This window comes from Mesorhizobium sp. (assembly GCF_965229135.1).
In the GTDB taxonomy this organism is placed as follows: Bacteria; Pseudomonadota; Alphaproteobacteria; order Rhizobiales; family Rhizobiaceae; genus Mesorhizobium.
The window spans coordinates 1,060,599-1,085,711 of record NZ_OZ245860.1; the positions used below are offsets into that span (position 1 = coordinate 1,060,599).

Consider the following 25,113-nt stretch of genomic DNA (forward strand, 5'->3'; position numbering starts at 1 on the left):
ATCAACGGAGTAAAACTGAATATGAACCTGGGAGCGCCCGTCAACACGACGCCAACCGGCAAGCCAAGGGCCCGCGCGCTTGGCATACCGCTGCAAGGCATGCCAGGGACAGCCAACGCCATCACCGACGTGAACGGCGTGCTGGTCGGCTATTCGACGATCATCAAGGGGGACGGGAAGCTAAGCGTCGGCCACGGACCGGTCCGCACCGGCGTGACGGCCATCCTGCCGCTTGGCCACGACGGCGTCGGCGTGGCCTGCGCCGCCGGCTATCATTCATTCAACGGCAATGGCGAGATGACCGGCGCGTCCTGGATCGAGGAGGCCGGCAGCCTCAGCCTTCCCATCCTGATCACCAACACCCATGCGGTTGGCCCCTGCCATCGCGGCGTCATAGACTGGGTGGCGAGCCACAAGCCCGCCATTGCAAACCAGTGGCTGCTGCCGGTCGTGGCGGAGACATGGGACGGCTATCTCAACGACATCAACGGCTCGCATGTCACAGTCGATCATGCCATGGCGGCGATCGATGCGGCGGCGGCCGGCGCCATCGACGAAGGCTCGGTCGGCGGCGGCACGGGCATGAACTGCTATGCCTTCAAGGGCGGCTCTGGAACGGCTTCGCGGATCGTTGACTACGGCCACCGCAGCTACACGGTCGGCGTTTTCCTGCAGGCCAATTTCGGCTCGCGCCATGAGCTCAACATCGCCGGCGTGCCGCTCGGCAACCTGTTGAGCGATGACAATCCGATGGAATCCTATTTCCGGGGCGGGCCGACGGGCGCCGGCTCCTGCATCGGCGTCATCGCCACCGATGCGCCGCTGCTGCCTGGTCAGTGCAAGGCCCTGGCCCGACGCGTGCCGCTCGGCTTGGCACGCACCGGCACCACCGGCTCGCATTTCTCCGGTGATATTTTTCTCGCCTTCTCGACCGCCAACCCCGACGCACTCAACGGCCGTTTTCCCAAGGGCCAAGCCACCGAGGAGAGCTACAGCCACATGGATTTCATCCCCTGGGGACGGATGGACGACCTTTACGCCGCCGTCGTACAGGCGACCGAGGAGGCAGTGCTCAATGCGCTCGTCGCCAACAGTGACATGATCGGCCGTGACGGCAATCGGACCCCCGCCCTGCCTCATGCAAATGTCGTGGCGGGACTAAAGGCGCGCGGCACCATCCCCGGCTAGAAGCGGCCGGCAGAACCACATCTTGCGAGCATCCAAAGAAAAGCCCCGGCGTTGCGGCCGAGGCTTTTCACTATCGGGGTCTGCGGCGAGGAACTCTTCGTCCTCGCCGGCAGTAATCAGGCAGCGGCGGAAACCGATGCGTCGGTCGAAACCTGCGAAATCGTCTTCAGGACCTGCGAGGCGATCTGGTAGGGGTCGCCCTGCGAATTCGGACGACGGTCTTCCAGGTAGCCCTTGTAGTCATTCTTGATGAAGGAGTGCGGCACGCGGATCGAGGCGCCACGGTCTGCTACGCCGTAGCTGAACTTGTTCCACGGCGCGGTTTCGTGCTTGCCGGTCAGACGCTTGTCGTTGTCCGGGCCATAGACCGCGATATGGTCCATGAGATTCTTGTCGAATTGCGCCATCAGCGCCTCGAAATAGGCCTTGCCGCCGACTTCGCGCATGTACTTGGTCGAGAAGTTGCAATGCATGCCCGAGCCGTTCCAGTCCGTGTCGCCGAGCGGCTTGCAGTGGAATTCGATGTCGATGCCATATTTCTCGGTCAGACGCAGAAGCAGATAGCGCGCCATCCAGATCTGGTCGGCGGCCTTCTTGGAGCCCTTGCCGAAAATCTGGAATTCCCACTGTCCCTTGGCCACCTCGGCGTTGATGCCTTCATGGTTGATGCCGGCGGCGAGGCAGAGATCGAGATGCTCTTCGACGATCTGGCGCGCGACATCGCCGACGTTCTTGTAGCCGACGCCGGTATAGTACGGGCCCTGCGGCGCGGGATAGCCGCTGTCCGGAAAGCCAAGCGGGCGGCCATCCTTGTAGAAGAAATATTCCTGCTCGAAGCCGAACCAGGCGCCCTCGTCGTCGAGAATGGTCGCGCGGCTGTTCGAGTCATGCGGCGTGACGCCGTCGGGCATCATGACCTCGCACATTACCAGAATGCCGTTGGCGCGGGCCGGATCGGGATAGAGCGCCACAGGCTTCAGCACGCAATCGGAGCTGCGCCCCTCTGCCTGCATGGTCGAGGAACCATCGAAACCCCACAGCGGCAGTTGCTCGAGTGTCGGGAATTCAGCGAATTCCTTGACCTGCGTCTTGCCGCGAAGGTTGGGGACCGGTGTGTAACCGTCGAGCCAAATGTACTCGAGCTTGTATTTCGTCATTCTAGCCTCTCGTTGCTTGGACACCGCAAACCGACGGTATCAACGCATGGCCGGGCCGAGCCGACCTGCCGATAAATAAAATGCAAATCGTGTGCCACTCTTGCGCCAATGGGTGCGGCAAAATGGTCGCCCTGGAGCTGGAAATTTGCTCGGCCGCCTGACGTTTGCGCCCGGATCGATCAAGGGCACAATCTGCACAATAATCAGGCAAACACTGATCTTTTCATAGGCATATTGCCTAAAGGAATCGCAGAACCTATCTTAGTGGAAAGATGAATCGACAGGCTCCTTGAAAAGGAGGGACATTGATTATGGAAGTCACAGCATCACGCCCTACGGCCACAATTTTGCCGTTCCCCCTGGCAGGACGAAAGTCTGCCTTAAATTTAGGCGCAAAGGCCAAATTCGCGGCAGAGCTCGCATCGTTGCGCACCACGCAAGCCGATTTTGACGGTTGGTACCACGAGGCGGCAGTCGAGGAAGAGAATCCGCAAAGGAGCTGACTGTTCGGGAGCTCCGCAATGAAAAGAGCCCGGCGCGAGCGATCGCGCCGGGCTCTCTTATTGAGCATCGAAACCTCGCCTACTGCTTTGTATCAAGGTCGGTTCCGAGCGTATCCCTGACAAAGATCATGCCGATGATGAGTGACATGGCCGCAATGATCACCGGATACCAGAGGCCGTAGTAGATATCGCCCTTGTAGGCGCTCAGCGCGAACACGGTTGCCGGCAGCAATCCGCCGAACCAGCCATTGCCGATGTGATAGGGCAACGACATGCCGGTATAGCGGATACGGGTCGGGAACATCTCGACCAGGATGGCCGCGATCGGACCGTAGACCATGGTCACGAACAGGACCAGGATGAACAGGATGCCGATGGTCATCGGCCAGTTGATCGCTGCCGGGTCGGCAAACATGGCGAAGGCGCCGCCACCCGGTATGTTGTAGACATTGATTTCGGGCGCGCCTGCCGCTTCCTCCTTGGTCAGAAGCTTGTCCGCGACCGCCTGGTCGACCGGAACCGTCGCCTTGTCGCCGGCGCGGATCGCAGCGGCATCGAGCTTCAATTCCGGATTGGCGGCAATGAAAGCTTCCAGCTTCTGGTCGGGAACCTTGATCGCGCCGCGCTTCAGCGGGTAGCCGCCGTCCTGCAGAGACATGTTCACGGCCTTGGCAAAGGCCGCATCCTTCGCTTTCGCCTGATCGCCAGCGGCGATGGCATCGTAGGAATTCACAGTTTCATTACCGATCTTCACCGAGGCGGCCGTTCCTGCAGCAGCCGTCGACACAACGTCATACGGCACCGAGTTCCTGGTCAGGAACGAGGTCGCGATGTCACAGGACGTTGTGAACTTGGCGGTGCCGACCGGATTGAACTGGAACTTGCAGTCGCCCGGTGCCGCCGTCACCGTTGCCCTCGTGTTTTGCTGAGCCTTGGCAAGTGCGGGATTGGCGGCCCAGGTCAGAGCCTTGAACAAGGGGAAAGTGCAGACGATCGCCAAGGCAAGACCGGCCATGATGATCGGCTTGCGGCCGATCTTGTCGGAGAGCCAGCCGAACACGACGAAGAAGATCGAGCCGATGGCAAGCGCGATGGCGATCATGATGTTGACCGACTGCGCCTCGACCTTGAGCACGTTCTGCAGGAAGAACAGTGCGTAGAACTGGCCATTGTACCAGACCACGGCCTGACCGGCGGTGAGGCCAAGCAGTGCCAGGATCGCGATCTTGGCATTCTTCCACCGGCCAAAGGCTTCGGAGAGCGGCGCCTTGGAGCCCTTCCCTTCGTCCTTCATCTTCTGGAAGGTCGGAGACTCGGAGAGCGACAGCCGGATCCAGATCGAAACTGCCAGCAGCAGGAAGGAGACGATGAAAGGAATGCGCCAACCCCAGGCGGCGTAGCTTTCCTTGCTCAGTGATCCCTGCACGATGAGGATAACGATCAGCGACAGGAACAGACCGAGCGTCGCAGTCGTCTGGATCCACGATGTGTAGAAACCGCGGCGATCATCGGGGGCGTGCTCGGCCACATAGGTGGCCGCGCCGCCATATTCGCCGCCGAGCGCCAGGCCCTGCAGCATGCGCAGGAGGATCAGGATCACGGGAGCCGCGATGCCCAGGGTTGCGTAGCCAGGCAACAAGCCGACCAGGAAGGTCGACAGGCCCATGATCGTCATGGTGACGAGGAAGGTGTATTTGCGGCCAACCAGGTCGCCGATGCGGCCGAACAGCAGTGCGCCGAACGGGCGGACCAGGAATCCGGCGGCGAAGGCCAACAGCGCGAAGATGTTGCGCGTCGCTTCGGGAATGGTGGGGCTGAAAAAGGTCGACCCAATGAACACCGCCAGTGAGCCGTATAGATAGAAATCGTACCATTCGAAAACGGTGCCGAGCGAAGAAGCGAAGATGACCTTCTTCTCCTCCCGCGTCATGCCGCGGCTTGTACCGCCGGCGGTCGATGCGATTGCCATGAGTTTTCCTCCCGTGAGATCCCGTCTGTCCTCGATGCCGCACACCAATGTCCGTGTTCTCCTCCGAACGCGGACTCAAGGCAGCCATCACGGAAAAAATGACAGAAAGCTCCCACCAACGGCAGAGCGCCTTTGGGATTATGACTTTGGTCTAATGTGCAGTGCGGGATGAACGGAAGCGAGCGGTATCACGGTCAGCTTTTGAGTGCTTCAAGCAGGCCGACCGCAGCCATCATGTCACGTTTGCGCGCCGAACGCCGCGCAACGGCCTCCGCATCCTGGCCCCATTGCTCGACCTGCCAGTCCTCGTCGACATGGCCGGCCGCCCACGCCGCCTCCGCGTCGAGTTCGCCAAAATCGACCGCCAGCGCCAGCAGCGCCGAACCGGTCAGCGATGTCATGACATGGATGGCGGCCAGCCGCAGCGGATCGGCACGTTGGGCAAGGTGAACACCGAGTACGGCGATGCTTTCGCGCGGCTGCTCGACATGGATGATGCCTTCGGCAAGATTGAAGCGCGCGCCAAGCGTTGCGCGTGCCCAGTCGATGACCGGATCCCAATGCTGGTTCTGCCGGTCAACCAACCCTTGCGGGGCGTCAGCCCGATAGCAAAGCAGATCCGACGAGGCAAAACGCAGGATGTCCTCCAGCACCGCCTGCGGGTCGCTGGCGACGCCGTCAATCGCGGTATTGACAAGGCGCATCACCGGCATCGACACCGGATTGATGACCTCGTCCTGCGCGTTGAATTCATCGGCAACAAGATTTGCCGCCGGCTCGCTCGGCAATACGAGCAGCGCCTTGCCGGGCGTGCGCACTGGCTTGCCGTCGAGATGCACAGCAAAGCCGCCGTCCATCGGGGCGACAGAGACGGTCTTGTAGAAGCGCTTCGGCAGCGGCGTCTTCATCTGAATCTGGGCGCGCCGCACCGGATCTGGATCGGAGAGCAGCTTTCCTGCCTCGAGGTCATTGAGGATATCACGCATAAAGGTCTCTCTTACACCGGCGTCATTTTGCGCGGCGGTCGGTTGACGATGATCAGGCCGGCGGCAATCAGGCCAAGCGCCAGGAAGATGCGCACGGTCAACGGCTCGTTCAAGAACATGGCCCCGCACAGCACACCGAAAACCGGCGACAGGAAGGTAAAACTCGACAGGCCGGCCGCCGGGTAACGACGCAACAGCCAGAACCAGAGCACGTAGGTGAAGGCAACAATGTAGATGGCCTGGAACAGCAGGGCCAATGTCGACACCAAAGCGGGATCGCGAATGGGCGAACCCGCCAATGGCATGACCAGCACGCCAACGATTGCCGCACCGGCGAGCTGATAGAGCAGGAGCTTTTCGGCGCTCGCCTCGACCAGTCTGGACCGCTTGATCAGGATGCTCGTGGCCGCCCAGAAAAAGCCGGAGCCAAGGCTCAGCAGGTCGCCGAACAGCATGTCTCCGCCGCCGCCGAGCTTGTCGGAAAAGACCGCGGCAAGGCCGGCAAAGGCCAGCAGCAGACCGAGGAATTTGCGCAATGTTATCTGCTCGCCAAGCAGGAAGTGGCCGCCGAGCAGCATCCAGAACGGCATCGTGTTGACCAGCAACGTGTTGCGCGCAACGGTCGTATGCTCCAGGCCGACATAAAGGCAAAGGAACTCGATGCCGAAGAGCACGCCGACGGCAATACCGGCAAGGAGCGTCCCATCGCGCGTGAACAGCGCAATGCCGCGCCAGCGGCACCAGAGGACAACACAAAACCCACCGATTACCGACCGCGCAATCGACAGGAAGACGGGATCGTAGCCGGCATAGGAAATCTTGGCGGCGACATAGTTCAGCCCCCAGGAAAAGGTCAGGCCGACCATGATCGCCGCGGCGGCCATATCGACCGAGTCGCGCCGGTCGATTGTATCGGTGGCGCCGCCCAAGCTCACTCCTCCGCGCTGGCGTCGTCGAAGCCGATCAGGTTCCAGCTCTGGCGCATATGCGGCGGCATCGGCGCGGTGACATCGATGAAACCCTTGTCGGGATGCGGAATGACGATGCGTCGCGCGTGCAGGTGCAGGCGGTTCTGCATGCCACCTGGAAAATCCCAGTTGGTGTCGGCCTCGAAATATTTTGGATCACCGATGATCGGGCAGCCGATGTAGGCCGCGTGGACGCGAAGCTGGTGCGTGCGGCCGGTGTAGGGTTCCATTTCCAGCCAGGTCATGGTCTGTGCGGCTTGCTCGATGATGCGATAATAGGAAACAGCGTGGTCGGCGCCCTTTTCACCATGCTTGGCGACGCGCACGCGGTCACCGTCGGGCGTTGGCTCCTTGATCAGCCAGGTCGAGATCTTGTCCTCGCGCTTCGGCGGCACGCCTTTGACCAGCGCCCAATAGGTCTTCTTGGTTTCGCGCGCGCGAAACGCCTCGGCGAGCTTCATCGCGGCGAGCCGGGTGCGCGCCACGACCAGCACGCCCGAAGTGTCGCGATCGAGCCGATGGACAAGGCGCGGCTTCTCGCCCTTCTGGTTGCGCCAGGCTTCCAGCATATCATCGACATTGCGGGTGACACCCGAGCCGCCCTGGACGGCCAGCCCGGCTGGCTTGTTGAAGACGAAGACCTTCGGATCCTCGTGGATCAGCATCTTTGCCAGAACATCGGCATCGCCCTGATTGCGGATCGAGTGGCCGGTGAGCGCGCTTTCGCCCTTCTTGTCAACTTCGAGCGGCGGAACGCGGACCACCTGGCCCGGCTCGACGCGCGTATCGGCCTTTACCCGGCCACCGTCGACGCGGATCTGACCGGAGCGCAGCAGCTTTTGCAAGTGTCCGAACCCAAGGCCCGGAAAGTGGGTCTTGAACCAACGATCGAGCCGCATGCCCGCTTCGCCGGCCTCCACTGTAATCTGTTCAACGCCTGCCATAGTCTCGCTTTACCCGTTTCAGGCGCATGACACGAAAACGGAATCGGTTTTCGAAGGGGATCGTGCGCAAGATCAAATTTTCCATAGCGCCACCGGCGCGTCCCCAGGGATGCGCGGCGCCATTGTCGCGGCAATAGCACTAAGGCAGGCTTCTTGCGAGCCAAAGACCCACAAACAGTGCAATGATCGCCCCAATGACGCTGGCAAGCGCGTAACCGAGAGCCGGCAGTGCCGATCCGCGTTCCCACAAAGTCGCGAAATCCAGTGAGAAGGCGGAAAAGGTGGTGAAACCGCCCAAAATGCCGGTGGCCACGAACAGCCTAAGTTCGCTCGATCCGCCGCGCCGCACCAGCATTGCGATGAACAGGCCCATGGCGAAGGAGCCGACGATGTTGATTACCATCGTGCCCCAAGGGAAATTCGGACCGACAAGGCGCAGGGCACCCAAGTTTGTCAGGTGACGTATACCGGCGCCGATGCCGCCGCCCACAACGACGAGAAGAAGATTGAGCATCGTCGTTTACTGCCCCGGTCACGCGAACCGGTCAATCCCCGTAGTCGGGGTGGTTAGGCCGACGGCACGGCACAGATCGTGGAGCGCGTGAGGAACCGCCGCTCGCGCCCGTTGTCGAGCGAGAACATACCGCCCCTGCCCGCTACGACATCGATGATGAGATCGGTGTGTTTCCACACCTCATATTGCGAGGCGCTGATATAGACCGGCGTCTCGCCAATCTCGCCCAGAAGCACATCATTGTCACCGACAATGAAGTCGTCTCGCGGGTAGCACATCGGCGAGGAACCGTCACAGCAGCCCCCCGACTGATGAAACAGGACCGGGCCATGATCGGCGATGATCTCAGCCAGGAATGTCGTCGCTTCCGGCGTGGCTGAAACTTTCCCAAGCGAGACCTTGTCGAGCATGGCATTTCTCCTTGTCCAGACTAACGGGGCGCGGCGGAACCGCCACGCCCCGTTTGCGATACGCATGACCCGGCCGGAGGATATGGCGCCGCCCCGGATCATGCGTAGCCCTGGGAGGACGTCAGAAGAACCCAAGCTTCTTTGGGCTGTAGCTGACCAGCATGTTCTTGGTCTGCTGATAATGGTCGAGCATCATCTTGTGGTTTTCACGTCCGATGCCCGACTGCTTGTAGCCGCCAAACGCAGCATGCGCCGGATAGGCATGGTAGCAATTGGTCCAGACACGCCCGGCTTGAATGGCGCGGCCAAAGCGATAGCAGCGGTTGGCATCGCGGCTCCAGATGCCGGCGCCGAGGCCGTAAAGCGTGTCGTTGGCGATGGATAGTGCCTCGTCGTCATCCTTGAAGGTCGTGACCGAGACCACCGGCCCAAAAATTTCCTCCTGGAAGACGCGCATCTTGTTGTGCCCCTTGAACACGGTCGGCTTGACGTAGTAGCCGCCGGCGAGATCGCCCGGCAGGTGGTTCTGCTCACCGCCGGTCAGCACCTCTGCGCCTTCCTTGCGGCCAATGTCGAAGTAGCTCAGGATCTTTTCCAGCTGTTCGCTCGAGGCCTGGGCGCCGATCATGGTCGCGGGGTCGAGCGGGTCGCCCTGCACGATTGCTTCGACGCGCTTCAGCGCACGTTCCATGAACTTGTCATAGATCTTTTCATGCACCAGCGCCCGGCTGGGGCAAGTGCAGACTTCGCCTTGGTTGAGCGCGAACATGACAAAGCCTTCGATCGCCTTGTCGAAGAAATCGTCATCCTCTGATGTCACGTCCTGGAAGAAGATGTTGGGCGACTTGCCGCCGAGTTCCAGCGTCACCGGGATGAGATTCTGGCTGGCATATTGCGAGATCAGCCGGCCCGTCGTGGTCTCGCCGGTGAAGGCGATCTTGGCGATGCGGTTCGACGAAGCGAGAGGCTTGCCGGCCTCGAGGCCGAAGCCGTTGACGATGTTGAGGACGCCTTCCGGCAGCAGGTCCCCAACGAGGTCCGCCCACAGCATGATCGTGGCTGGTGTCTGTTCGGCCGGCTTGATGACAACGCAATTGCCGGCGGCAAGCGCAGGGGCAAGTTTCCACACCGCCATCAGAAGCGGAAAGTTCCAGGGAATGATCTGACCGACAACGCCGAGAGGTTCATGGAAATGGTAAGCGACGGTATCGTGGTCTATCTCCGAAATACCGCCTTCCTGGGCGCGTACGGCACCGGCGAAATATCGGAAATGATCGATGGCCAGCGGCAGGTCGGCGGCGGTGGTTTCGCGGATCGGCTTGCCATTGTCCCAGGTTTCGGCCAGCGCCAGCAGGTCGAGATTTTCCTCCATGCGGTCGGCGATGCGATTGAGGATCAAAGCGCGTGCGGCTGCGCTCGTCTTGCCCCAGGCATCCTTGGCCTTGTGCGCGGCGTCGAGTGCCGCTTCGATGTCCTTGGCATCAGAGCGCGCGACTTCGCCCAGCGGCCGGCCGGTCACCGGCGATATGTTCTCGAAATATCTTCCGGAAAGCGGGGCGACCCATTTGCCGCCGATGTAATTGTCATAGCGCTTGGCGAAGGGCACCTTGGCCGTGCGCGAAAATTCAACTTTGTTCATGCGTTCCTCCCAGGAAGCAGCGCCACGGGATGCGGCGCGTCGCTGAGGGGATTTTGCGGACGTGGTGAGGTTTGTCAGCCCAAGCCCATCATTCGCCGTCGCCAACTGTCGCAAATCTGCGACAGCCTGGAGCCCGAAAGCTCAGTGCGGACGGCGGATGCCAAAGCGAGCGAGCTTGCGATGCAAGGTCGCCCGTGAAATTCCAAGACTGGTGGCAGCCGCCGAAACATTGCCTTCGGCGCGCGCAATGGCACGCTGGATCACGCCGCGCTCCGCATCGTCGAGATCCTCGGCGGCCCCGGCCGAGCGGCCCACGATGTCCGCCGCGGGCAGTCCCTTGGCCAGTGTCTGTTGGGTGACGCCCAGCGCCAGGCGCGCCGAGCGCGTCGCGCCGATCACAAGGTCGTCCTCATCGACAGCGATCAGGGCACCGGCGCTGCGCTCGGCTACCGGCGCCAGCAAGATGCGAGCGTTGGAAAACGCCAGGCGGAAGTTCTCGGCCTCGATACGGCGCGCCGCATCGCCCACCGCCATGGCGATCAGGTTCACGAAACCTTCCGTCAGGTCCGACCGGCACGACGAGATATCGAGCGCGGCCGCCAGATTGCCTTCATGATCGTAGATCGGCGCGGTGGTGCAGCTCAGCAACGTGTTGCGCGAGAAGAAGTGCTGGTCGCGATGAATGGTGAGCGCGCGCTGGTCGGCCAGACAGGTGCCAATGCCGTTGGTACCTTCGGAGTCCTCACTCCATACGGTGCCTGTCCAAAGCCCCCATTCGTCGAATGTGTCGTCATCCGCGACAGCACCGCGGCGTTCGACCGGTATGCCTTCGCGATCGGCAAGCAACACGCAGCAGCCGATGCCACCGACGGCCAGATAAAGCCGGTCTAGGCTGGCATCAGCGGCGCGGAGCAATGGCTCCATGCGCTGCCGCGCCTGGCTCAACTCGCCTTCAGTCAGGCGACGCGGCGACTTGCGCTCGGCGGGATCAAGACCATGCAACGTGAGAGAGCGTCGCCACGAGGCGACCAACGCCGAGCGCGCCGCATCGCTGGTGGCTATGGCTGCCTGAACGACATCCGCGTGATGAGTGGCAGACTGTCCGTTCACCTTATCCTCCCAAGGTGAATACCGCGCCTTTCCAGCAGCGTTATATCCGGTGAAATATATCCGTCAGTCGAGTTCTAGAGGATCAACGACCGATGCCGCTATAGGACGATGGTCCAAGAGGGTCGAAATACGGCGCAACCGTCGGATGGATGCGCCACGATCGCTCAGGCGTAAGGCGTGCCCGCCATCGCTGCTTTCGGGCCAATGCTCCCCTTGTCGACAAGCGCGAGAAAGGTCGCATTCGCGTCGTCGGTCCGTCGAAACGCCAGATGAGCCTGGATGAAGGCCACGCTCCAAGTCGCCAGCAGCAGACCAGCCGCAAGGCGGGTGCCGGGATGGTCAATCGGATGGCATCGGAATCGTGCTCCTGATAGCGACCTGCATATACTGAGTACATATTCGCGTTGACAGGCAAATGTCGATAATTTATATACTGAGTACACATTTGGTCTCAGTCCTAATCGTGAGCGCTCGGGGTCGGATGCGGCCGCCATCAAGCCGGTTTGGGGTGCTTGCGCGGAACGCACGGTCGAAGGAAAAACTCATGAAGGCAGTTCAGTTCAACGACTATGGAGGTCCGGAGGTTCTGCATGTCGACGAGGTCGATGAGCCGCATGCGGGTCCCGGCAAGATCCGGATCGCTGTCCGCGCCGCCGGGGTCAATCCCTCGGACTGGAAGCGCCGGGACGGCCAATACCGCGATTTCGAGGAGGTGACATTTCCCTCGGGTCTCGGCGTCGAGGCGTCGGGCATAGTGGACGAGGTCGGCGCAGGCGTTTCCAGCGTGTCGGTCGGGGACGCCGTCTTCGGCTTTGGCGAAGGCGCGATGGCTGAGTATGCGGTTCTCACACATTGGGCGCATAAGCCGGATGATGTGCCTTTCGAAGTCGCCGGCGGCCTGCCGGTGATCGTCGACACGGCGACGCGCGCCCTTGATGAAGTGGGCGTGAAATCCGGCCAGACGCTGCTGGCAAGCGGTGCTGCGGGTGGGATCGGCACAGCCGTCATCCAGTTCGCGTGCCTGCGCGGGATTGCCGTAATCGGCACGGCGAGCGCGCGGAAGCATGACTATCTGCGGGAACTCGGCGCCATTCCGACGACGTACGGACCGGGCCTTGCGGAACGCGTGCGGGAGCTGGCACCGCAGGGTATCGACGCAGCACTCGATCTCGCTGGTTCGGGGATCATCCCGGAGCTGATCGACATCGTCGGTAATCCCAAGCGCGTCCTTTCCGTCGCCGATTTCTCGGCCGAGCAGTATGGCGCGAAGTTCTCTCACGGGCCGCCGAAAGCCCCCGAGCTGATCTTTGCCTATGTGGCCCGGCTTTGCTCCCAAGGCCTTTTCCGACTGCGTGTGGAACAGACCTTTGCGCTGGAGCAGACCGCACAGGCGCAGCAGGTCAGCGCCAGGGGACATGTCGCCGGAAAGCTCATTATTTCCATCGCCTGATCCCGTATTCGTCCAGGCTGGCGCAACGGGAAAGGCAGCCGAGAGGAACCTTCCAGGCGCGCTGCGCCTGGAAGCGGAGCCTATCGGCGTACTTTTTGGACCCACACCATGAACAGACCTCTTGTCGTCATTTTTGCCGCCATCGGCCTCGATGCCGTTGGCCTGGGCCTCATCTTTCCTATTCTGCCGCGACTTCTCGAAGAGGTCGCGCACACAAAGGATGTCGCCATGTATATCGGCATCATGACGGCGCTCTATGCAGTCATGCAGTTCATCTTCGCGCCGGTGCTTGGCGCCTTGAGCGACAACCTTGGCAGACGTCCCGTGCTGCTCATCTCATTGGCGGGCGCGGCGATCAACTATGTCATCATGGCCTTCGCGCCGCGGCTCTGGATGCTGTTACTCGGTCGCGCCATTGCCGGCCTGACCAGCGCCAACATCTCCGTGGCGATGGCCTACATCACCGACATCACGCCGCAGGACAAGCGAGCCCGTCGCTTTGGACTGTTCAACGCCGTGTTTGGCGCCGGCTTCATCGTCGGACCGGTTCTCGGGGGACTGCTTGGCGACTACTGGCTGCGGCTGCCCTTTATCGCCGCCGCCGTGCTGAACGCCTGCAATCTCCTGCTGGCTCTGTCCGCCCTGCCGGAATCCCGCACACCGGCCCGCCAGATCGACCTGCCCGCGCTCAATCCGTTTCGTCCAATGCGCTGGGTTTTCTCGATGAAAGGACTTCTGCCCATCATCCTGGTGTATTTCATCCTGAGCGCGGCGGGTGATGCCTATGGCACCTGCTGGGCTCTATGGGGCTTCGACACATTCCAATGGAATGGGCTGTGGATCGGCCTTTCGCTGGGCGCGTTCGGCCTCTGCCAGACAACCGTGCAGGCATTGCTGCCCGGATCGGCGACCAAGCTGCTCGGCGAGCGCTGGACCGTCATCGTCGGCATTGGCTTTGGCTGCGCCGCTGCTGTTGCGATGGCCTTCGCCAACCAGGGCTGGATCGTGTTCGCCATCATGCCGATCTTGGCTCTCAGCGGAATCGGCACGCCGGCTTTTCAGGCGTTCGCCACCCGGCAGGTCGACCAAGCCGGCCAGGGCCAACTCCAGGGCGTGCTGGCATCGGCTGTAAGCCTCGCCTCCATCGTCGCGCCGCTGGCTTTTTCGACATTCTACTTCGTCATCCAGAAGCAGTGGCCAGGCGCCATCTGGCTTTCCGTGGTTGTCATCAATGCCATTGCGATCCCACTGGTGTTTATCAGCACCCGGACAGCCCGCTCCATGCACACGGCGACCGCTTAGCGGCGCGCTTCGCCAAATAGGTTCAGGCGATCCGGTCGAGGGGCGCCCTACCCCTCGATTTTCAGCGGCCGGCTGGATTCCCGTAGAACTCAGGTCGTTCCGACCTTCTTCGGCTTGCTTGAACCGATCATCTTCCAGTTCTTGTAGAACATCGAGTTGATGCGCTCGACGCTGACCGAGACAACCGCGAGCATGCCGGCGATCAGCCCAGGAACCGGGGACGGCCTGATAATGTCCATGAAGACGCAGTAGCGGCGTCCGTCATATTCGTTGACCGAACGATGCAACAACGTGTCGTCGAAAATGAATAGCGGATTGTCGTACCAGTAGTTCTTGACGTTGCCGCACTCGACGAAGATTTCCGACTTCACCGGAACGAGGTTATAGAGGATACGCAGGCTGAGCCGCAGCGGCCCGAAATGCCACGACGTCGATTCACGCTTGCTGAAAACGGAAACGGCGATCGTCTTGATGTATTTGAAATCCTTGTTGAATTCGGCGACGTTGTCGATCTTGTGCTTGCCGTACCACTGATAGACATACATGCCACGCCGACCAGCGCCAAAATTGGCGTCGATGTCCGCGATGATCTCGTCCTTGCGCGCCTTGAAGATGTCCAGGACCTCATTGACCTCGCGCTGATAGTCCGCCGGAAATTGCTCCAGTTTCCAGACACCAGGGTTCCTGTAACACAGGAGATCGACCAGCAGGTTGAATGGCGAAAGCAGCCAGGTGAAGATGCCGTTGCCGAGGAAATAGCCTGAGAACAGCGACAGATCCTTGCGGTCATTGCGCAGCACATCGATGAGGCCGAGGACAATGAAAACCGTCGTCAGGATGGGAATAAAATAGAAGCCGAGGGCCAGAAGCGGGATGGCAATGGCGAATTTGCGAAGCGATTTGCGAAGGGTTTTTGTCATTTTTCCACGCGCGGAGCGCGATCCTGTTGCGAATGAGGTGTGCCAAATCACGGCAACGACCACCGCCCGGCCGTGCGCCTTGATAAGGTTTTTTGGGTCGTCGCACAACGGCCACGGCATCGTGGCCTAGCGGCTGCCTGATAGAGCCCGCTGGATATCGGTCAATGCACCGCCGGCAAGCCAAACTCGTCCCATCTATCCCTGGCCACGGGATCGCCGACCAGGAATTCAAAGCCGATGACGCTTTCGCCGTCCTGCGCGAGCTGGCATTTGAACTTGAGACTGTACCAGTTTTTGCGGCTGCGGAAAGCGGCACCATCAGCGGTGATCATCGTACCGGCAACCTTTTCTTCAGCCGTCGCATAGGGCACCACCCGCTCCGGCTGGAAATCGGCACGCCACTGGCGGATCTGGTCCATCGCCTCGAGATTGCAAAGCTGCACCATGCGCTCATCGGCAGCGAATGTCCTGAGATCGGCACGCGCCTGCCTGCTGCGCGGATCGGCCAGCGTCTTTGCCGACAGCATCCGTGTCGGGCGAATCATGGCCGGCGCGACCGGCGACTGAGGCTTGGCAGCCAAGGCGGCGTCGGGAGAAGGCTGCGCCGAGGCAGGCTGCGGCTGGGGCGATACCGCCGGCGCGCTTGGCGGGGCTATCGCCGTGTCGAACTGCCGAGATGTCAGGATCTCGACCGACACCGCGTCTTCCTGGGGCCGTTTTGGACGTTTTGGAGCCGGCAACACGGCAAGCGCCGCAATCAGCAGGGTGTGGAGGACAACCGAGGCGGGGACACCCCAAGGCAATGTCTGGTTGCGAAGCGTAAGAACCGCCGGGCCGCGCAAGCCTACTTTTCCCGCTCGCTTCGCAACTTCGACCAGTAGTCCAGACGCTTCCTTATATCGCGCTCGAAACCACGTTCCGGCGGATCGTAAAAGGTCTGGCGGCCCATCTTCTCCGGAAAATAATCCTGGCCTGAAAAAGCATCCGGCTCGTCGTGATCGTAGCGGTAGCCGCTGCCGTAATCCTCCGCTTTCATCAACTTGGTCGGCGCGTTGAGAATATGCTTTGGCGGCAGCAGCGAGCCGTACTCCTTGGCAGCGCGCGTGGCCGCCTTGAAAGCGTTATAGACGGCATTGGATTTGGGCGCGGTGGCGAGATAGACGGTCGCCTCGGCAAAGGCGAGTTCGCCCTCGGGCGACCCAAGATAGTCGTAGGCATCCTTGGCGGCGTTGGCGACAACCAGTGCCTGCGGGTCAGCCAGCCCAATATCCTCCATCGCCATGCGGACCAGACGGCGACCGAGATAGAGCGGGTCCTCGCCGGCATCGAACATGCGTGCAAGATAATAGAGCGCCGCATCGGGATCCGATCCGCGTACGGACTTGTGCAGCGCCGAGATCAGATTGTAGTGGCCGTCCTGGCCCTTGTCGTAGATTGGCGCGCGGCGCTGGACGATGCGCTGTAGCCCTTCCGGGCTGAAGACTTCGCCAGGCTTGGCGGCGCGCCAGACCTCTTCGGCCAGCGTCAACGACGCACGACCGTCGCCATCGCTCATGCGGATGAGCATCCCCCTCGCCTCGTCATCGAGCGGCAACGCCCTGCCCTCGGTTTCCTCGGCGCGCGCCATCAGCTTGGCAATACTTTCCTCGTCGAGCGAACGGAAAACCAGAACGCGTGCGCGCGACAGCAACGCGGCATTCAGTTCGAAGGATGGATTCTCCGTGGTGGCGCCGACCAGCACCACGGTGCCGTCTTCCATCACCGGCAGAAAACCGTCCTGCTGAGCCCGGTTGAAGCGATGGATCTCGTCGACGAACAGCAATGTCTGCCGGCCATTGGCGCGGCGCAGCTTGGCTGCTTCGAACACCTTCTTGAGGTCGGCGACGCCGGAAAAGACAGCCGAAATCTGTTCGAAGGCCAGGCTGGTTTCACCGGCGAGAAGTCGTGCAACCGTGGTCTTGCCAGTTCCGGGTGGGCCCCAGAAGATCATCGACCCCAGCGAGCCGGAATTGATCAGCCGTGTGAGAGCGCCATCAGGGCCAGTCAGATGTTCCTGGCCGACAACCTCACCGAGGTTTCTTGGCCGCAGCCTGTCGGCCAGCGGCCGGCCGGGCGGCGCCTTCTCTGGTTCGTCGACGCTGAACAGATCGGCCATGCACTTCTTTACGGTTGGGGCATGCCTCCCCGAAATGTCCGGGGGGGCTTGCTCTAATAACGCAACACCTGACGCAGTATCTGCCCGCCACGCTCGACGGTAAAGCGCCACCAGCGCGTGTCCTGTCTGGTTATCTGCTCCAAGGCCGCGGCGGTTTCGATGGTCGTTCCATTCACCTCGCGGATGATATCGCCGGGCTGGAAACCGAAATCGGCCGCGGGTGAATCACGGTTGATGTCGGTGACTGTCACGCCCTTGAGGTCGGTCCGCAAACCGAGACGCTGGGCAAGACGCGGTGACAGTTCCGCTACCTTGGCGCCGGAGAACGGGCTGCGGCCGCGCAAGGTGAGCTCGGGGGCTTTCGCCCCTTCCGGAGCCCGCTCCAGCGCGATATCCATGCTTGCCTGCTTGCCCTTGCTCAGGATGGTGAAATTCGCGTTGGTGCCGATCGACAGCGTGGCCATGCGGTAATCGAGTGCCTCGATGCTCTCCACAGGCGTGCCGTTGAGCGCCAACACCACATCACCCGGCTTCAGCCCCGCCTTTGCCGCCGGGCTGGCCTCTTCCACCGAAGACACCAGCGCGCCGGTCGGCTTGTCCATGGCGAGCGACTCGGCGATCTGCGGGGTCACCGCCTCGAACTCGGCGCCAATATACGGGCGTTCGAAGAAGTCGCGCCCAGCCTTTGCCGCTTCCGCGAATGCCCGAACCATGTTGGAGGGGATGGCAAAGCCGATGCCGATGGAACCGCCGCTGCGGCTGTATATGGCGGTGTTGATGCCGATCAGTTGGCCGCCCATGTTGATCAGCGCGCCACCGGAATTGCCGGGGTTGATGGCGGCGTCCGTCTGGATGAAAAAGCTCGAGTCCGATACGCCAATATGGCTGCGGGCAAGAGCGGAAACGATGCCGCTGGTCGTGGTCTGACCGACCCCAAAAGGATTGCCGATCGCCAGCACCAGGTCGCCGACCTCGAGCGCATCGGAATCGCCGATGGCGATAACCGGGAACGGCTTGTCGGATTCGATCTTCAGCACCGCGAGGTCGAGCGTCTCATCCTTCAACAGCACCTTGCTGGTGAATTCGCGACCGTCCGATGTTGCAACCCTGACCTCGTCGGCACCCTTGATGACGTGAAAATTGGTCACCACGATGCCGGCCGGGTCGACAAGCACCCCGGAGCCGAGCGAGGACTGCGCGCGGGGCTGCGAGCGGCCGAAGAACTCCTCGAAGAATGGGTCGCCATCAAAGGGTGACGTGACCTTGGCCGTCTGGGAGGCATAGACGTTCACCACGGCCGGCGCGGTCTGCTTGACCAGCGGCGCGAACGACAGCTGCACTTCGTCGCGGCCGAACGGCACGCGCTTGTTGTCACTGGCACCGCCGTTCTTGCCCTCGACGCCATGCAGAAGATCGGTGAGCACGTCGGAAAGGCCGGGATCTGTCTTGGCCTCCTCCGCCAGCGCCTGTCTGACCGCCGGCACGACTGCAAACGCCATCATGGCGAGGAGCAGAACAAGTGGCAGTCTTTTGGCGCGCATTGCGAATCCTCCGAGGCGAGTTCGGGCGCCATTGTCCCGACGATTGTGCAAAATGAAAGGCTAAGACGCTGGAAACTGGCTGTTTTACGCGCGTTCCTTTGAAAACGGGCACAAAACAACCTCGGCCGCCGATTGCCATTCCTTCCTTACGACAAAAGGGGCCCGCGGGCCCCTTAAGATTGCTGGCGAAAAGCTGAAGCTTATGCGGCTTCGGCTTCCTCGTTGCCTTCGGCTTCGAGGCGAGCGCGGTCTGCCGCGCCCTTGGCCGAGGTGTCGCGATCGACGAATTCGATGACCGCCATCGCGGCGTTGTCGCCGTGGCGGAAGCCCGCCTTCATGATGCGCAGGTAGCCGCCGTTGCGGTCGGCGTAGCGCGGGGCGATCGTGTCGAACAGACGCTTGACGACGCCTTCATTGCCGATTTGGGCAATGACCTGGCGGCGGGCGTGCAGGTCGCCGCGCTTGCCGAGCGTCACCAGCTTCTCGACGATCGGACGCAGGTCCTTCGCCTTAGGCAGGGTGGTGACGATCTGCTCGTGCTCGAGCAGCGACACGGCGAGGTTGGCGAACATCGACTTGCGGTGGCTAATGCTTCGGGCGAAGCGGCGGCCTTTGAAACCGTGGCGCATGGCTCTTTTCCTTCTTCAGTTGTTCAAGAGGCCGCGGCCCCTGATGGTTTTCCGCATGACCGTCGGATCGAGCGGCCCACGCCGCCGATCCTTGGAATTCATGCTCAATATTGGTCTTCGTAACGCTTGGCGAGGTCTTCGATGTTCTCCGGCGGCCAGTCCGGCACTTCCATGCCGAGGTGCAGGCCCATCGCCGCCAGGACTTCCTTGATCTCGTTCAGCGACTTGCGGCCGAAGTTCGGAGTGCGTAGCATCTCGGCTTCGGTCTTCTGGATCAGGTCGCCGATATAGACGATGTTGTCGTTCTTCAGGCAGTTGGCCGAACGCACCGAAAGCTCGAGCTCGTCGACCTTCTTGAGCAGCGCCGGGTTGAAGGCGAGCTCGGTGACGGCTTCCGCCGCGACTTCCTTCTGCGGCTCGTCGAAGTTGACGAACAAGCCGAGCTGGTCCTGTAGGATGCGAGCGGCGAACGCCACAGCGTCCTCACCGGTGATCGAACCGTCGGTCTCGATCGTCATGGTCAGCTTGTCATAATCGAGAACCTGGCCCTCGCGGGTGTTCTCGACCTTGTAGGAGACCTTCTTGACCGGCGAGTAGAGGCTATCGACCGGGATGAGCCCGATCGGCGCGTCTTCAGCGCGGTTGCGGTCGGCCGGCACGTAGCCCTTGCCGGTGTCGACGGTGAACTCCATGCGGATTTCCGCACCCTCGTCCAGCGTGCAGATGACGTGGTCGGGGTTGAGGATCTCGACGTCGCCAACCGTCTGGATGTCGCCAGCCAAGACCGCGCCCGGTCCCTGCTTGCGCACAACCATGCGCTTGGGGCCATCGCCTTCCATGCGGATGGCGATTTCCTTGATGTTCAAGACGATGTCGGTCACGTCCTCACGCACGCCGGCGATGGACGAGAATTCATGCAGAACGCCGTCGATCTGCACAGCCGTGACGGCCGCGCCGCGCAGCGAAGACAGGAGAACGCGGCGCAGGGCGTTGCCGAGCGTAAGGCCAAAGCCGCGCTCGAGCGGCTCGGCGACCAGCGTGGTCAGCGTCTTCTTCTTCGACGAGAACTCGATCTTGTTCGGCTTGATCAGTTCCTGCCAATTTTTCTGGATCATGGTGCTTTCCTTCCGTTGACCCGCCACCATCCAATCGTGGCGGGCGACCTGGAAAACCACGGAGGAACGCTTTTCAGCGTTCGCGTGGCGTTCGGTATTGGTTAGACGCGGCGCTTCTTGCGCGGGCGGCAGCCATTGTGCGGGATCGGCGTCACATCTCGGATCGAGGTGATGGTGAAGCCGGCCGCCTGCAGGGCGCGCAGAGCCGATTCACGGCCGGAGCCGGGTCCGCAGACCTCGACTTCGAGCATGCGCATGCCGTGTTCCTGTGCCTTCTTGGCGACATCCTCGGCGGCCATCTGGGCGGCGAACGGGGTCGACTTGCGCGAACCCTTGAAGCCCTGGGCACCCGCCGACGACCAGGCAATCGAATTGCCCTGTGCGTCGGTGATGGTGATCATCGTGTTGTTGAAGGTAGAATTGACGTGGGCAACGCCCGACGAGATGTTCTTGCGTTCGCGACGGCGAACACGTGCGGCTTCCTTGGCCATGGTATTCCTTTCAGTTGATCTCGACACCGCCGTAATGCCAGCGGCTCCACCATCCCGTTTTTCAGTTGCCGGGAAAACGCAACCGGCAGCCGAGGCTGCCGGGCGAGACGGACAAGCCGCCTGAAATTCTTACTTCTTCTTGCCGGCGATCGACTTGGCCGGGCCTTTGCGGGTGCGCGCATTGGTATGCGTGCGCTGGCCGCGAACCGGCAGCGAGCGGCGGTGACGAAGGCCGCGGTAGCAACCGAGGTCCATGAGCCGCTTGATGTTCATCGACACTTCGCGGCGCAGATCGCCTTCGACCTGATAGTCGCGGTCGATCGTTTCACGAATCTGCAGCACTTCGGCATCGGTCAGCTGGTTGACGCGACGCTCGGCCGGAATGCCGACCTTGTCGACGATTTCCTGGGCGAACTTCTTGCCAATGCCGTGGATGTACTGAAGCGCAATGACGACGCGCTTGTTGGTCGGAATGTTAACGCCGGCTATACGAGCCATTTTCTTCTCTTCTCCATATGGACCGCCAACCTTCGAAAAGGCAGGACGGCGCTGTTCAGATTGCCCCGCGTCCGGTGGAGGCCGGCCCTTGCGGGTGTTTCCAGTTCAAAGCGGCGGCCTTGCCCTTGCGGACAAGCAACGCCCATGCCTGATAGGAGACGGGCCGCCATAGCGCAGCGAACCGCTCCAGTCAAGCATAATCGTTAATTTACCGGCGCCGCCGCCTGGGTGGTCGCCGCGAGCACCCCCTCGATCTCTTTGGTGACCGTGTCGATGCCTGCCATCCCGTCGACGCCCTTGAGTTTGCCCTTGGCGTAATAGTAGCCAATCAGCGGAGCTGTCTTTTTGTAGTACTCGCGTAGCCGTTCCTCGAAAACGACAGGATTGTCGTCCTTGCGCACAGGCTGGCCAGCGGCCTTGGCGTCGTCGGCACGTTTGACGATCCGTCCAACCAGCGCCCTGTCGTCCACGACAAGTTCGATGACCGAATCGAGGCTCAAGCCGCGATCCGAAAGCATCGATTCCACCGCGTCCGCCTGCACCAGAGTACGCGGATACCCGTCGAGGATGAACCCCCTCGCACAATCGGGCTGGTCGATTCGCTCGGCCACGATGGCGTTGACAATAGCGTCGGAAACCAGCTCACCGGCATCCATCACCGCCTTGGCGCGCTTACCCACTTCCGTACCCGCCTGGACTGCAGCACGCAGCATGTCTCCCGTGGAAAGCTGGGGTATGCCGTGTTTCTCTACCAGTCTTTGTGCTTGCGTCCCCTTGCCCGCCCCCGGCGGCCCAAGCAATATCAACCTCATCTGCCCTTCTTCCCCCCGCGCAGCTTCGACTTCTTGATCAGGCCCTCATACTGGTGCGCGATCAGGTGACCCTGAATCTGCGCCACCGTGTCGAGCGTTACACTGACCACGATCAGAAGCGATGTGCCACCAAGGTAGAATGGTACGCCAGTCGCGGAAATCAGGAACTCGGGCAGCAGACACACCAGCACCAGATAGATGGCGCCGACGACGGTGATGCGGGTGAGAACGTAGTCGATGTAGTCAGCGGTCCGCTCGCCCGGGCGGTAGCCCGGAATGAAGCCGGAATGCTTCTTGAGCTGGTCGGCCGTGTCCTTCGGATTGAAGACGATCGCGGTGTAGAAGAAGGCGAAGAACACGATCATCGCCGCGTAGAACAGCATATAAAGCGGCTGGCCATGGCCAAGCGACGCCAGGATGGTGCTGGCCCAGGTCGGCAGATTGGTCGCCTGCGAGAAGCCGGCGACGGTCGCGGGCAGCAGCAGGAGCGATGACGCGAAGATCGGCGGGATGACGCCCGAAGTGTTGAGCTTGAGAGGCAGATGCGAGGTGTCGCCCTGGAACATGCGATTGCCGACCTGGCGCTTCGGATACTGGATCAGCAAGCGGCGCTGGGCGCGCTCGAAGAAGACGATCAGCGCGATGACGACGATGGCCAGAACGATGATCGCGAGAATCAGACCCGTCGACAGAGCGCCGGTGCGACCAAGCTCGAGCGTGCCGGAGATGGCATGCGGCAGGCCAGCGACGATGCCGGAAAAGATGATCAGCGAAATGCCGTTGCCAATGCCGCGCGCGGTGATCTGCTCGCCGAGCCACATCAGGAACATGGTGCCGCCAACGAGCGTCACCACCGTCGAGATACGGAAGAACATCCCGGGATCGCTGACGATGCCGTTGCCGTTCTCCAGCCCGACCGAGATGCCATAGGCCTGGACCAGCGCCAGCAACACGGTGCCGTAGCGCGTGTACTGGTTAATGATCTTGCGGCCCTGCTCGCCTTCCTTCTTCAGCGCTTCCAGCGACGGGATGACCGAGGTCATCAACTGCATGATGATGGAGGCTGAGATGTAGGGCATGATGCCAAGGGCGAAGATCGCCATGCGCTGAACGGCGCCGCCGGCGAACATGTTGAACATGCCGAGCACGCCCTTGCTCTGCTGCGTGAAGGCTTGCGCGAAGGCATCCGGGTTGATGCCGGGAAGAGGAATGTAGGTACCAAGTCGGTATACGAGCAACGCGCCGATGGTGAACCAGATACGCTTCTTCAGGTCCTCCGCCTTGGCGAACGCCGAAAAATTCAGATTCGAGGCTAGTTGTTCAGCAGCCGAAGCCATGCCTGATTCTCCGCTTGGTCACGCTTCATGGCCCGCAGGTCAGGCGGCGCGTGTCACCGAAGCTCACGAGATAAGCTCCGGACTGTAAACATGCAAGCGGCCGCGTTGACGCGGCCGCCATATTCCAAATCAAAACGCGATCAGAAGCAAAAACGGTTCCCACCTTTGCCGACCGCGCTTCAAATCGTTGTTACTCGGCAGCCGCCTTTTCGGGGAGCTTCACCGACCCGCCGGCCTTTTCGATCTTCTCGATCGCGGCCTTCGAGGCGCCGGCGACGTCAAACGCCAGCTTCGCCTTGATCTCGCCATCGGACAGGATGCGAACACCGTCCTTGACGCGACGGATAACGCCGGCCGCGACGAGCGTTTCGGCCGTCACGGTTTCCTTCGTGTCGAGCTTCTTGGCGTCGATCGCGACCTGGATACGGGCCAGCGACACGACGGTAAAGCTCTTGGCGAAGATGTTGTTGAAGCCACGCTTCGGCAGGCGCCGATAGAGCGGCATCTGGCCACCCTCGAAGCCGTTGATGGCGACGCCGGAGCGAGCCTTCTGGCCCTTGACGCCGCGACCGCCGGTCTTGCCGGAGCCGGAGCCAATGCCACGGCCGAGACGCTTCTTGGAATGCGTCGCGCCGTCCTTGTCACGCAGATCGTTGAGTTTCATCTGAGTTCTCCTGCGCTTCGGCTCAGCCCTCGTCCACGACGCGGACGAGATGCTGGACGGCAGCGATCATGCCGCGCACGGAGGGAGTGTCTTCCAGCGTGCGCTGCTTGTGCATCTTGTTGAGGCCGAGCCCGACCAGCGTCGCGCGCTGTTCCTTCGGACGACGGATCGGCGAACCGATCTGCTCAACGGTGATGGTCTTGGTTGCTTTCTTGGCCATGGTCAAAATCCCTGGTCAGATCGACTATTCTTCAGCCGCTACGGCGGTGCCGCGGCGGGCCTGAAGGGTCGAATACTTGATGCCGCGAGCAGCAGCCACATCCTTGGGATGCATCTGGCTCTTCAGCGCGTCGAACGTGGCGCGAACCATGTTGTAAGGGTTCGACGAACCCATCGACTTGGCGACCACGTCATGCATGCCGAGCGTCTCGAAGACGGCGCGCATGGGACCACCAGCGATGATGCCGGTACCCTGCTTGGCGGCGCGCAAAAGGACGCGGCCAGCGCCCCAACGGCCTTCGACGTCGTGATGCAAGGTACGGCCCGAACGCAGCGGCACGAAAATCATGTCGCGCTTTGCCGATTCAGTTGCCTTGCGGATGGCTTCCGGCACTTCGCGTGCCTTGCCGTGACCGAAGCCAACGCGACCCTTCTGATCGCCGACAACGACGAGCGCTGCAAAACCAAACCGACGGCCGCCCTTGACGACCTTGGCGACGCGGTTGATGTGGACGAGCTTGTCCACCATGCCATCGTCGCGCTCTTCGCGATCACGGCCGCGGCCGCCATCCCTACGTTCTTGTGCCATATC

General features: G+C 61.6%; 26 protein-coding genes. 4 read left to right on the plus strand and 22 right to left on the minus strand.

What is annotated here, in order from left to right; genetic code table 11:
- Window positions 1–21: 21 nt before the first annotated feature.
- Entirely contained in the window at window positions 22–1,188 is a 1,167-nt protein-coding gene (locus tag ACO07C_RS05130) for a P1 family peptidase (RefSeq protein WP_421913147.1), read from the plus strand.
- A 116-nt stretch (window positions 1,189–1,304) separates the two neighbouring features.
- On the opposite strand, the gene ACO07C_RS05135 is transcribed toward ACO07C_RS05130, so the two are convergent.
- Window positions 1,305–2,345, minus strand: a complete 1,041-nt coding sequence (locus ACO07C_RS05135; RefSeq protein ID WP_421913148.1) for a glutamine synthetase beta-grasp domain-containing protein — start codon at window positions 2,343–2,345, stop codon at window positions 1,305–1,307.
- Between the two features lie 311 nt (window positions 2,346–2,656).
- Here ACO07C_RS05135 and ACO07C_RS05140 point away from each other — a divergent pair, with 311 nt between their 5' ends.
- Window positions 2,657–2,848 carry a DUF2735 domain-containing protein gene (locus ACO07C_RS05140; RefSeq protein ID WP_421913149.1) on the plus strand — a complete coding sequence of 64 codons (192 nt, stop codon included), beginning with the start codon at window positions 2,657–2,659 and terminating at the stop codon, window positions 2,846–2,848.
- 79 nt (window positions 2,849–2,927) lie between these two features.
- Here the strand turns inward: ACO07C_RS05140 and ACO07C_RS05145 are convergent, their stop codons facing one another.
- The 8 genes from ACO07C_RS05145 to ACO07C_RS05180 form a co-directional block, all read right to left on the minus strand.
- A complete protein-coding gene (locus tag ACO07C_RS05145; protein WP_421913150.1) occupies window positions 2,928–4,817 on the minus strand; it encodes an MFS transporter in 1,890 nt (629 codons plus the stop codon).
- A 194-nt stretch (window positions 4,818–5,011) separates the two neighbouring features.
- Window positions 5,012–5,803, minus strand: a complete 792-nt coding sequence (locus tag ACO07C_RS05150; protein ID WP_421913151.1) for an ATP12 family chaperone protein — start codon at window positions 5,801–5,803, stop codon at window positions 5,012–5,014.
- 11 nt (window positions 5,804–5,814) lie between these two features.
- A complete protein-coding gene (locus tag ACO07C_RS05155) occupies window positions 5,815–6,687 on the minus strand; it encodes a DMT family transporter (protein ID WP_421917441.1) in 873 nt (290 codons plus the stop codon).
- A gap of 47 nt (window positions 6,688–6,734) precedes the next feature.
- Window positions 6,735–7,715 (minus strand): RluA family pseudouridine synthase, encoded by a 981-nt coding sequence (locus ACO07C_RS05160; RefSeq protein ID WP_421913152.1) that lies wholly within the window; start codon window positions 7,713–7,715, stop codon window positions 6,735–6,737.
- 139 nt (window positions 7,716–7,854) lie between these two features.
- The gene (crcB, locus tag ACO07C_RS05165; RefSeq protein WP_421913153.1) at window positions 7,855–8,229 is read right to left on the minus strand and encodes a fluoride efflux transporter CrcB; all 375 of its coding nucleotides are present in this window, start codon (window positions 8,227–8,229) and stop codon (window positions 7,855–7,857) included.
- Between the two features lie 53 nt (window positions 8,230–8,282).
- Window positions 8,283–8,639, minus strand: coding sequence for a DUF779 domain-containing protein (locus tag ACO07C_RS05170; protein WP_421913154.1), 357 nt, complete (start codon window positions 8,637–8,639; stop codon window positions 8,283–8,285).
- A gap of 121 nt (window positions 8,640–8,760) precedes the next feature.
- A complete protein-coding gene (adh, locus tag ACO07C_RS05175; protein WP_421913155.1) occupies window positions 8,761–10,278 on the minus strand; it encodes an aldehyde dehydrogenase in 1,518 nt (505 codons plus the stop codon).
- A gap of 141 nt (window positions 10,279–10,419) precedes the next feature.
- Complete coding sequence (locus tag ACO07C_RS05180) at window positions 10,420–11,388, minus strand: helix-turn-helix domain-containing protein (RefSeq protein ID WP_421913156.1); 969 nt, start codon at window positions 11,386–11,388, stop codon at window positions 10,420–10,422.
- Window positions 11,389–11,932: 544 nt separating this feature from the next.
- Here ACO07C_RS05180 and ACO07C_RS05185 point away from each other — a divergent pair.
- Complete coding sequence (locus ACO07C_RS05185) at window positions 11,933–12,838, plus strand: NADP-dependent oxidoreductase (RefSeq protein ID WP_421913157.1); 906 nt, start codon at window positions 11,933–11,935, stop codon at window positions 12,836–12,838.
- Window positions 12,839–12,946: 108 nt separating this feature from the next.
- Window positions 12,947–14,140, plus strand: a complete 1,194-nt coding sequence (locus ACO07C_RS05190) for a TCR/Tet family MFS transporter (protein WP_421913158.1) — start codon at window positions 12,947–12,949, stop codon at window positions 14,138–14,140.
- 89 nt (window positions 14,141–14,229) lie between these two features.
- Here the strand turns inward: ACO07C_RS05190 and ACO07C_RS05195 are convergent, their stop codons facing one another.
- The 13 genes from ACO07C_RS05195 to rpsE form a co-directional block, all read right to left on the minus strand.
- Entirely contained in the window at window positions 14,230–15,060 is an 831-nt protein-coding gene (locus ACO07C_RS05195) for an aspartyl/asparaginyl beta-hydroxylase domain-containing protein (RefSeq protein WP_421913159.1), read from the minus strand.
- Between the two features lie 161 nt (window positions 15,061–15,221).
- Window positions 15,222–15,758, minus strand: a complete 537-nt coding sequence (locus tag ACO07C_RS05200) for a DUF930 domain-containing protein (protein WP_421913160.1) — start codon at window positions 15,756–15,758, stop codon at window positions 15,222–15,224.
- Window positions 15,759–15,904: 146 nt separating this feature from the next.
- Window positions 15,905–17,215: a replication-associated recombination protein A gene (locus ACO07C_RS05205; RefSeq protein WP_421913161.1), complete on the minus strand. Its 1,311-nt coding sequence runs from the start codon at window positions 17,213–17,215 to the stop codon at window positions 15,905–15,907.
- Between the two features lie 53 nt (window positions 17,216–17,268).
- On the minus strand, window positions 17,269–18,756 hold the full coding sequence (locus ACO07C_RS05210; RefSeq protein ID WP_421913162.1) for a DegQ family serine endoprotease: 1,488 nt from the start codon (window positions 18,754–18,756) through the stop codon (window positions 17,269–17,271).
- Between the two features lie 200 nt (window positions 18,757–18,956).
- Window positions 18,957–19,385 carry a 50S ribosomal protein L17 gene (gene rplQ / locus ACO07C_RS05215; protein ID WP_421913163.1) on the minus strand — a complete coding sequence of 143 codons (429 nt, stop codon included), beginning with the start codon at window positions 19,383–19,385 and terminating at the stop codon, window positions 18,957–18,959.
- A 104-nt stretch (window positions 19,386–19,489) separates the two neighbouring features.
- Window positions 19,490–20,500 carry a DNA-directed RNA polymerase subunit alpha gene (locus ACO07C_RS05220; RefSeq protein ID WP_013531438.1) on the minus strand — a complete coding sequence of 337 codons (1,011 nt, stop codon included), beginning with the start codon at window positions 20,498–20,500 and terminating at the stop codon, window positions 19,490–19,492.
- A gap of 101 nt (window positions 20,501–20,601) precedes the next feature.
- Entirely contained in the window at window positions 20,602–20,991 is a 390-nt protein-coding gene (gene rpsK, locus ACO07C_RS05225; RefSeq protein ID WP_006205444.1) for a 30S ribosomal protein S11, read from the minus strand.
- Between the two features lie 129 nt (window positions 20,992–21,120).
- Window positions 21,121–21,489, minus strand: a complete 369-nt coding sequence (gene rpsM, locus ACO07C_RS05230) for a 30S ribosomal protein S13 (RefSeq protein WP_006205445.1) — start codon at window positions 21,487–21,489, stop codon at window positions 21,121–21,123.
- A gap of 203 nt (window positions 21,490–21,692) precedes the next feature.
- Window positions 21,693–22,301 (minus strand): adenylate kinase, encoded by a 609-nt coding sequence (locus ACO07C_RS05235; protein ID WP_421913164.1) that lies wholly within the window; start codon window positions 22,299–22,301, stop codon window positions 21,693–21,695.
- Complete coding sequence (gene secY / locus ACO07C_RS05240; RefSeq protein WP_227347672.1) at window positions 22,298–23,638, minus strand: preprotein translocase subunit SecY; 1,341 nt, start codon at window positions 23,636–23,638, stop codon at window positions 22,298–22,300. Before secY ends, ACO07C_RS05235 begins: the two co-directional genes overlap by 4 nt.
- 190 nt (window positions 23,639–23,828) lie before the next feature.
- The gene (gene rplO / locus ACO07C_RS05245; RefSeq protein ID WP_421913165.1) at window positions 23,829–24,302 is read right to left on the minus strand and encodes a 50S ribosomal protein L15; all 474 of its coding nucleotides are present in this window, start codon (window positions 24,300–24,302) and stop codon (window positions 23,829–23,831) included.
- A gap of 22 nt (window positions 24,303–24,324) precedes the next feature.
- Window positions 24,325–24,522: a 50S ribosomal protein L30 gene (rpmD, locus tag ACO07C_RS05250; protein WP_006205449.1), complete on the minus strand. Its 198-nt coding sequence runs from the start codon at window positions 24,520–24,522 to the stop codon at window positions 24,325–24,327.
- A gap of 24 nt (window positions 24,523–24,546) precedes the next feature.
- The gene (rpsE, locus tag ACO07C_RS05255) at window positions 24,547–25,110 is read right to left on the minus strand and encodes a 30S ribosomal protein S5 (RefSeq protein ID WP_006333394.1); all 564 of its coding nucleotides are present in this window, start codon (window positions 25,108–25,110) and stop codon (window positions 24,547–24,549) included.
- Between the last annotated feature and the right edge of the window lie 3 nt (window positions 25,111–25,113).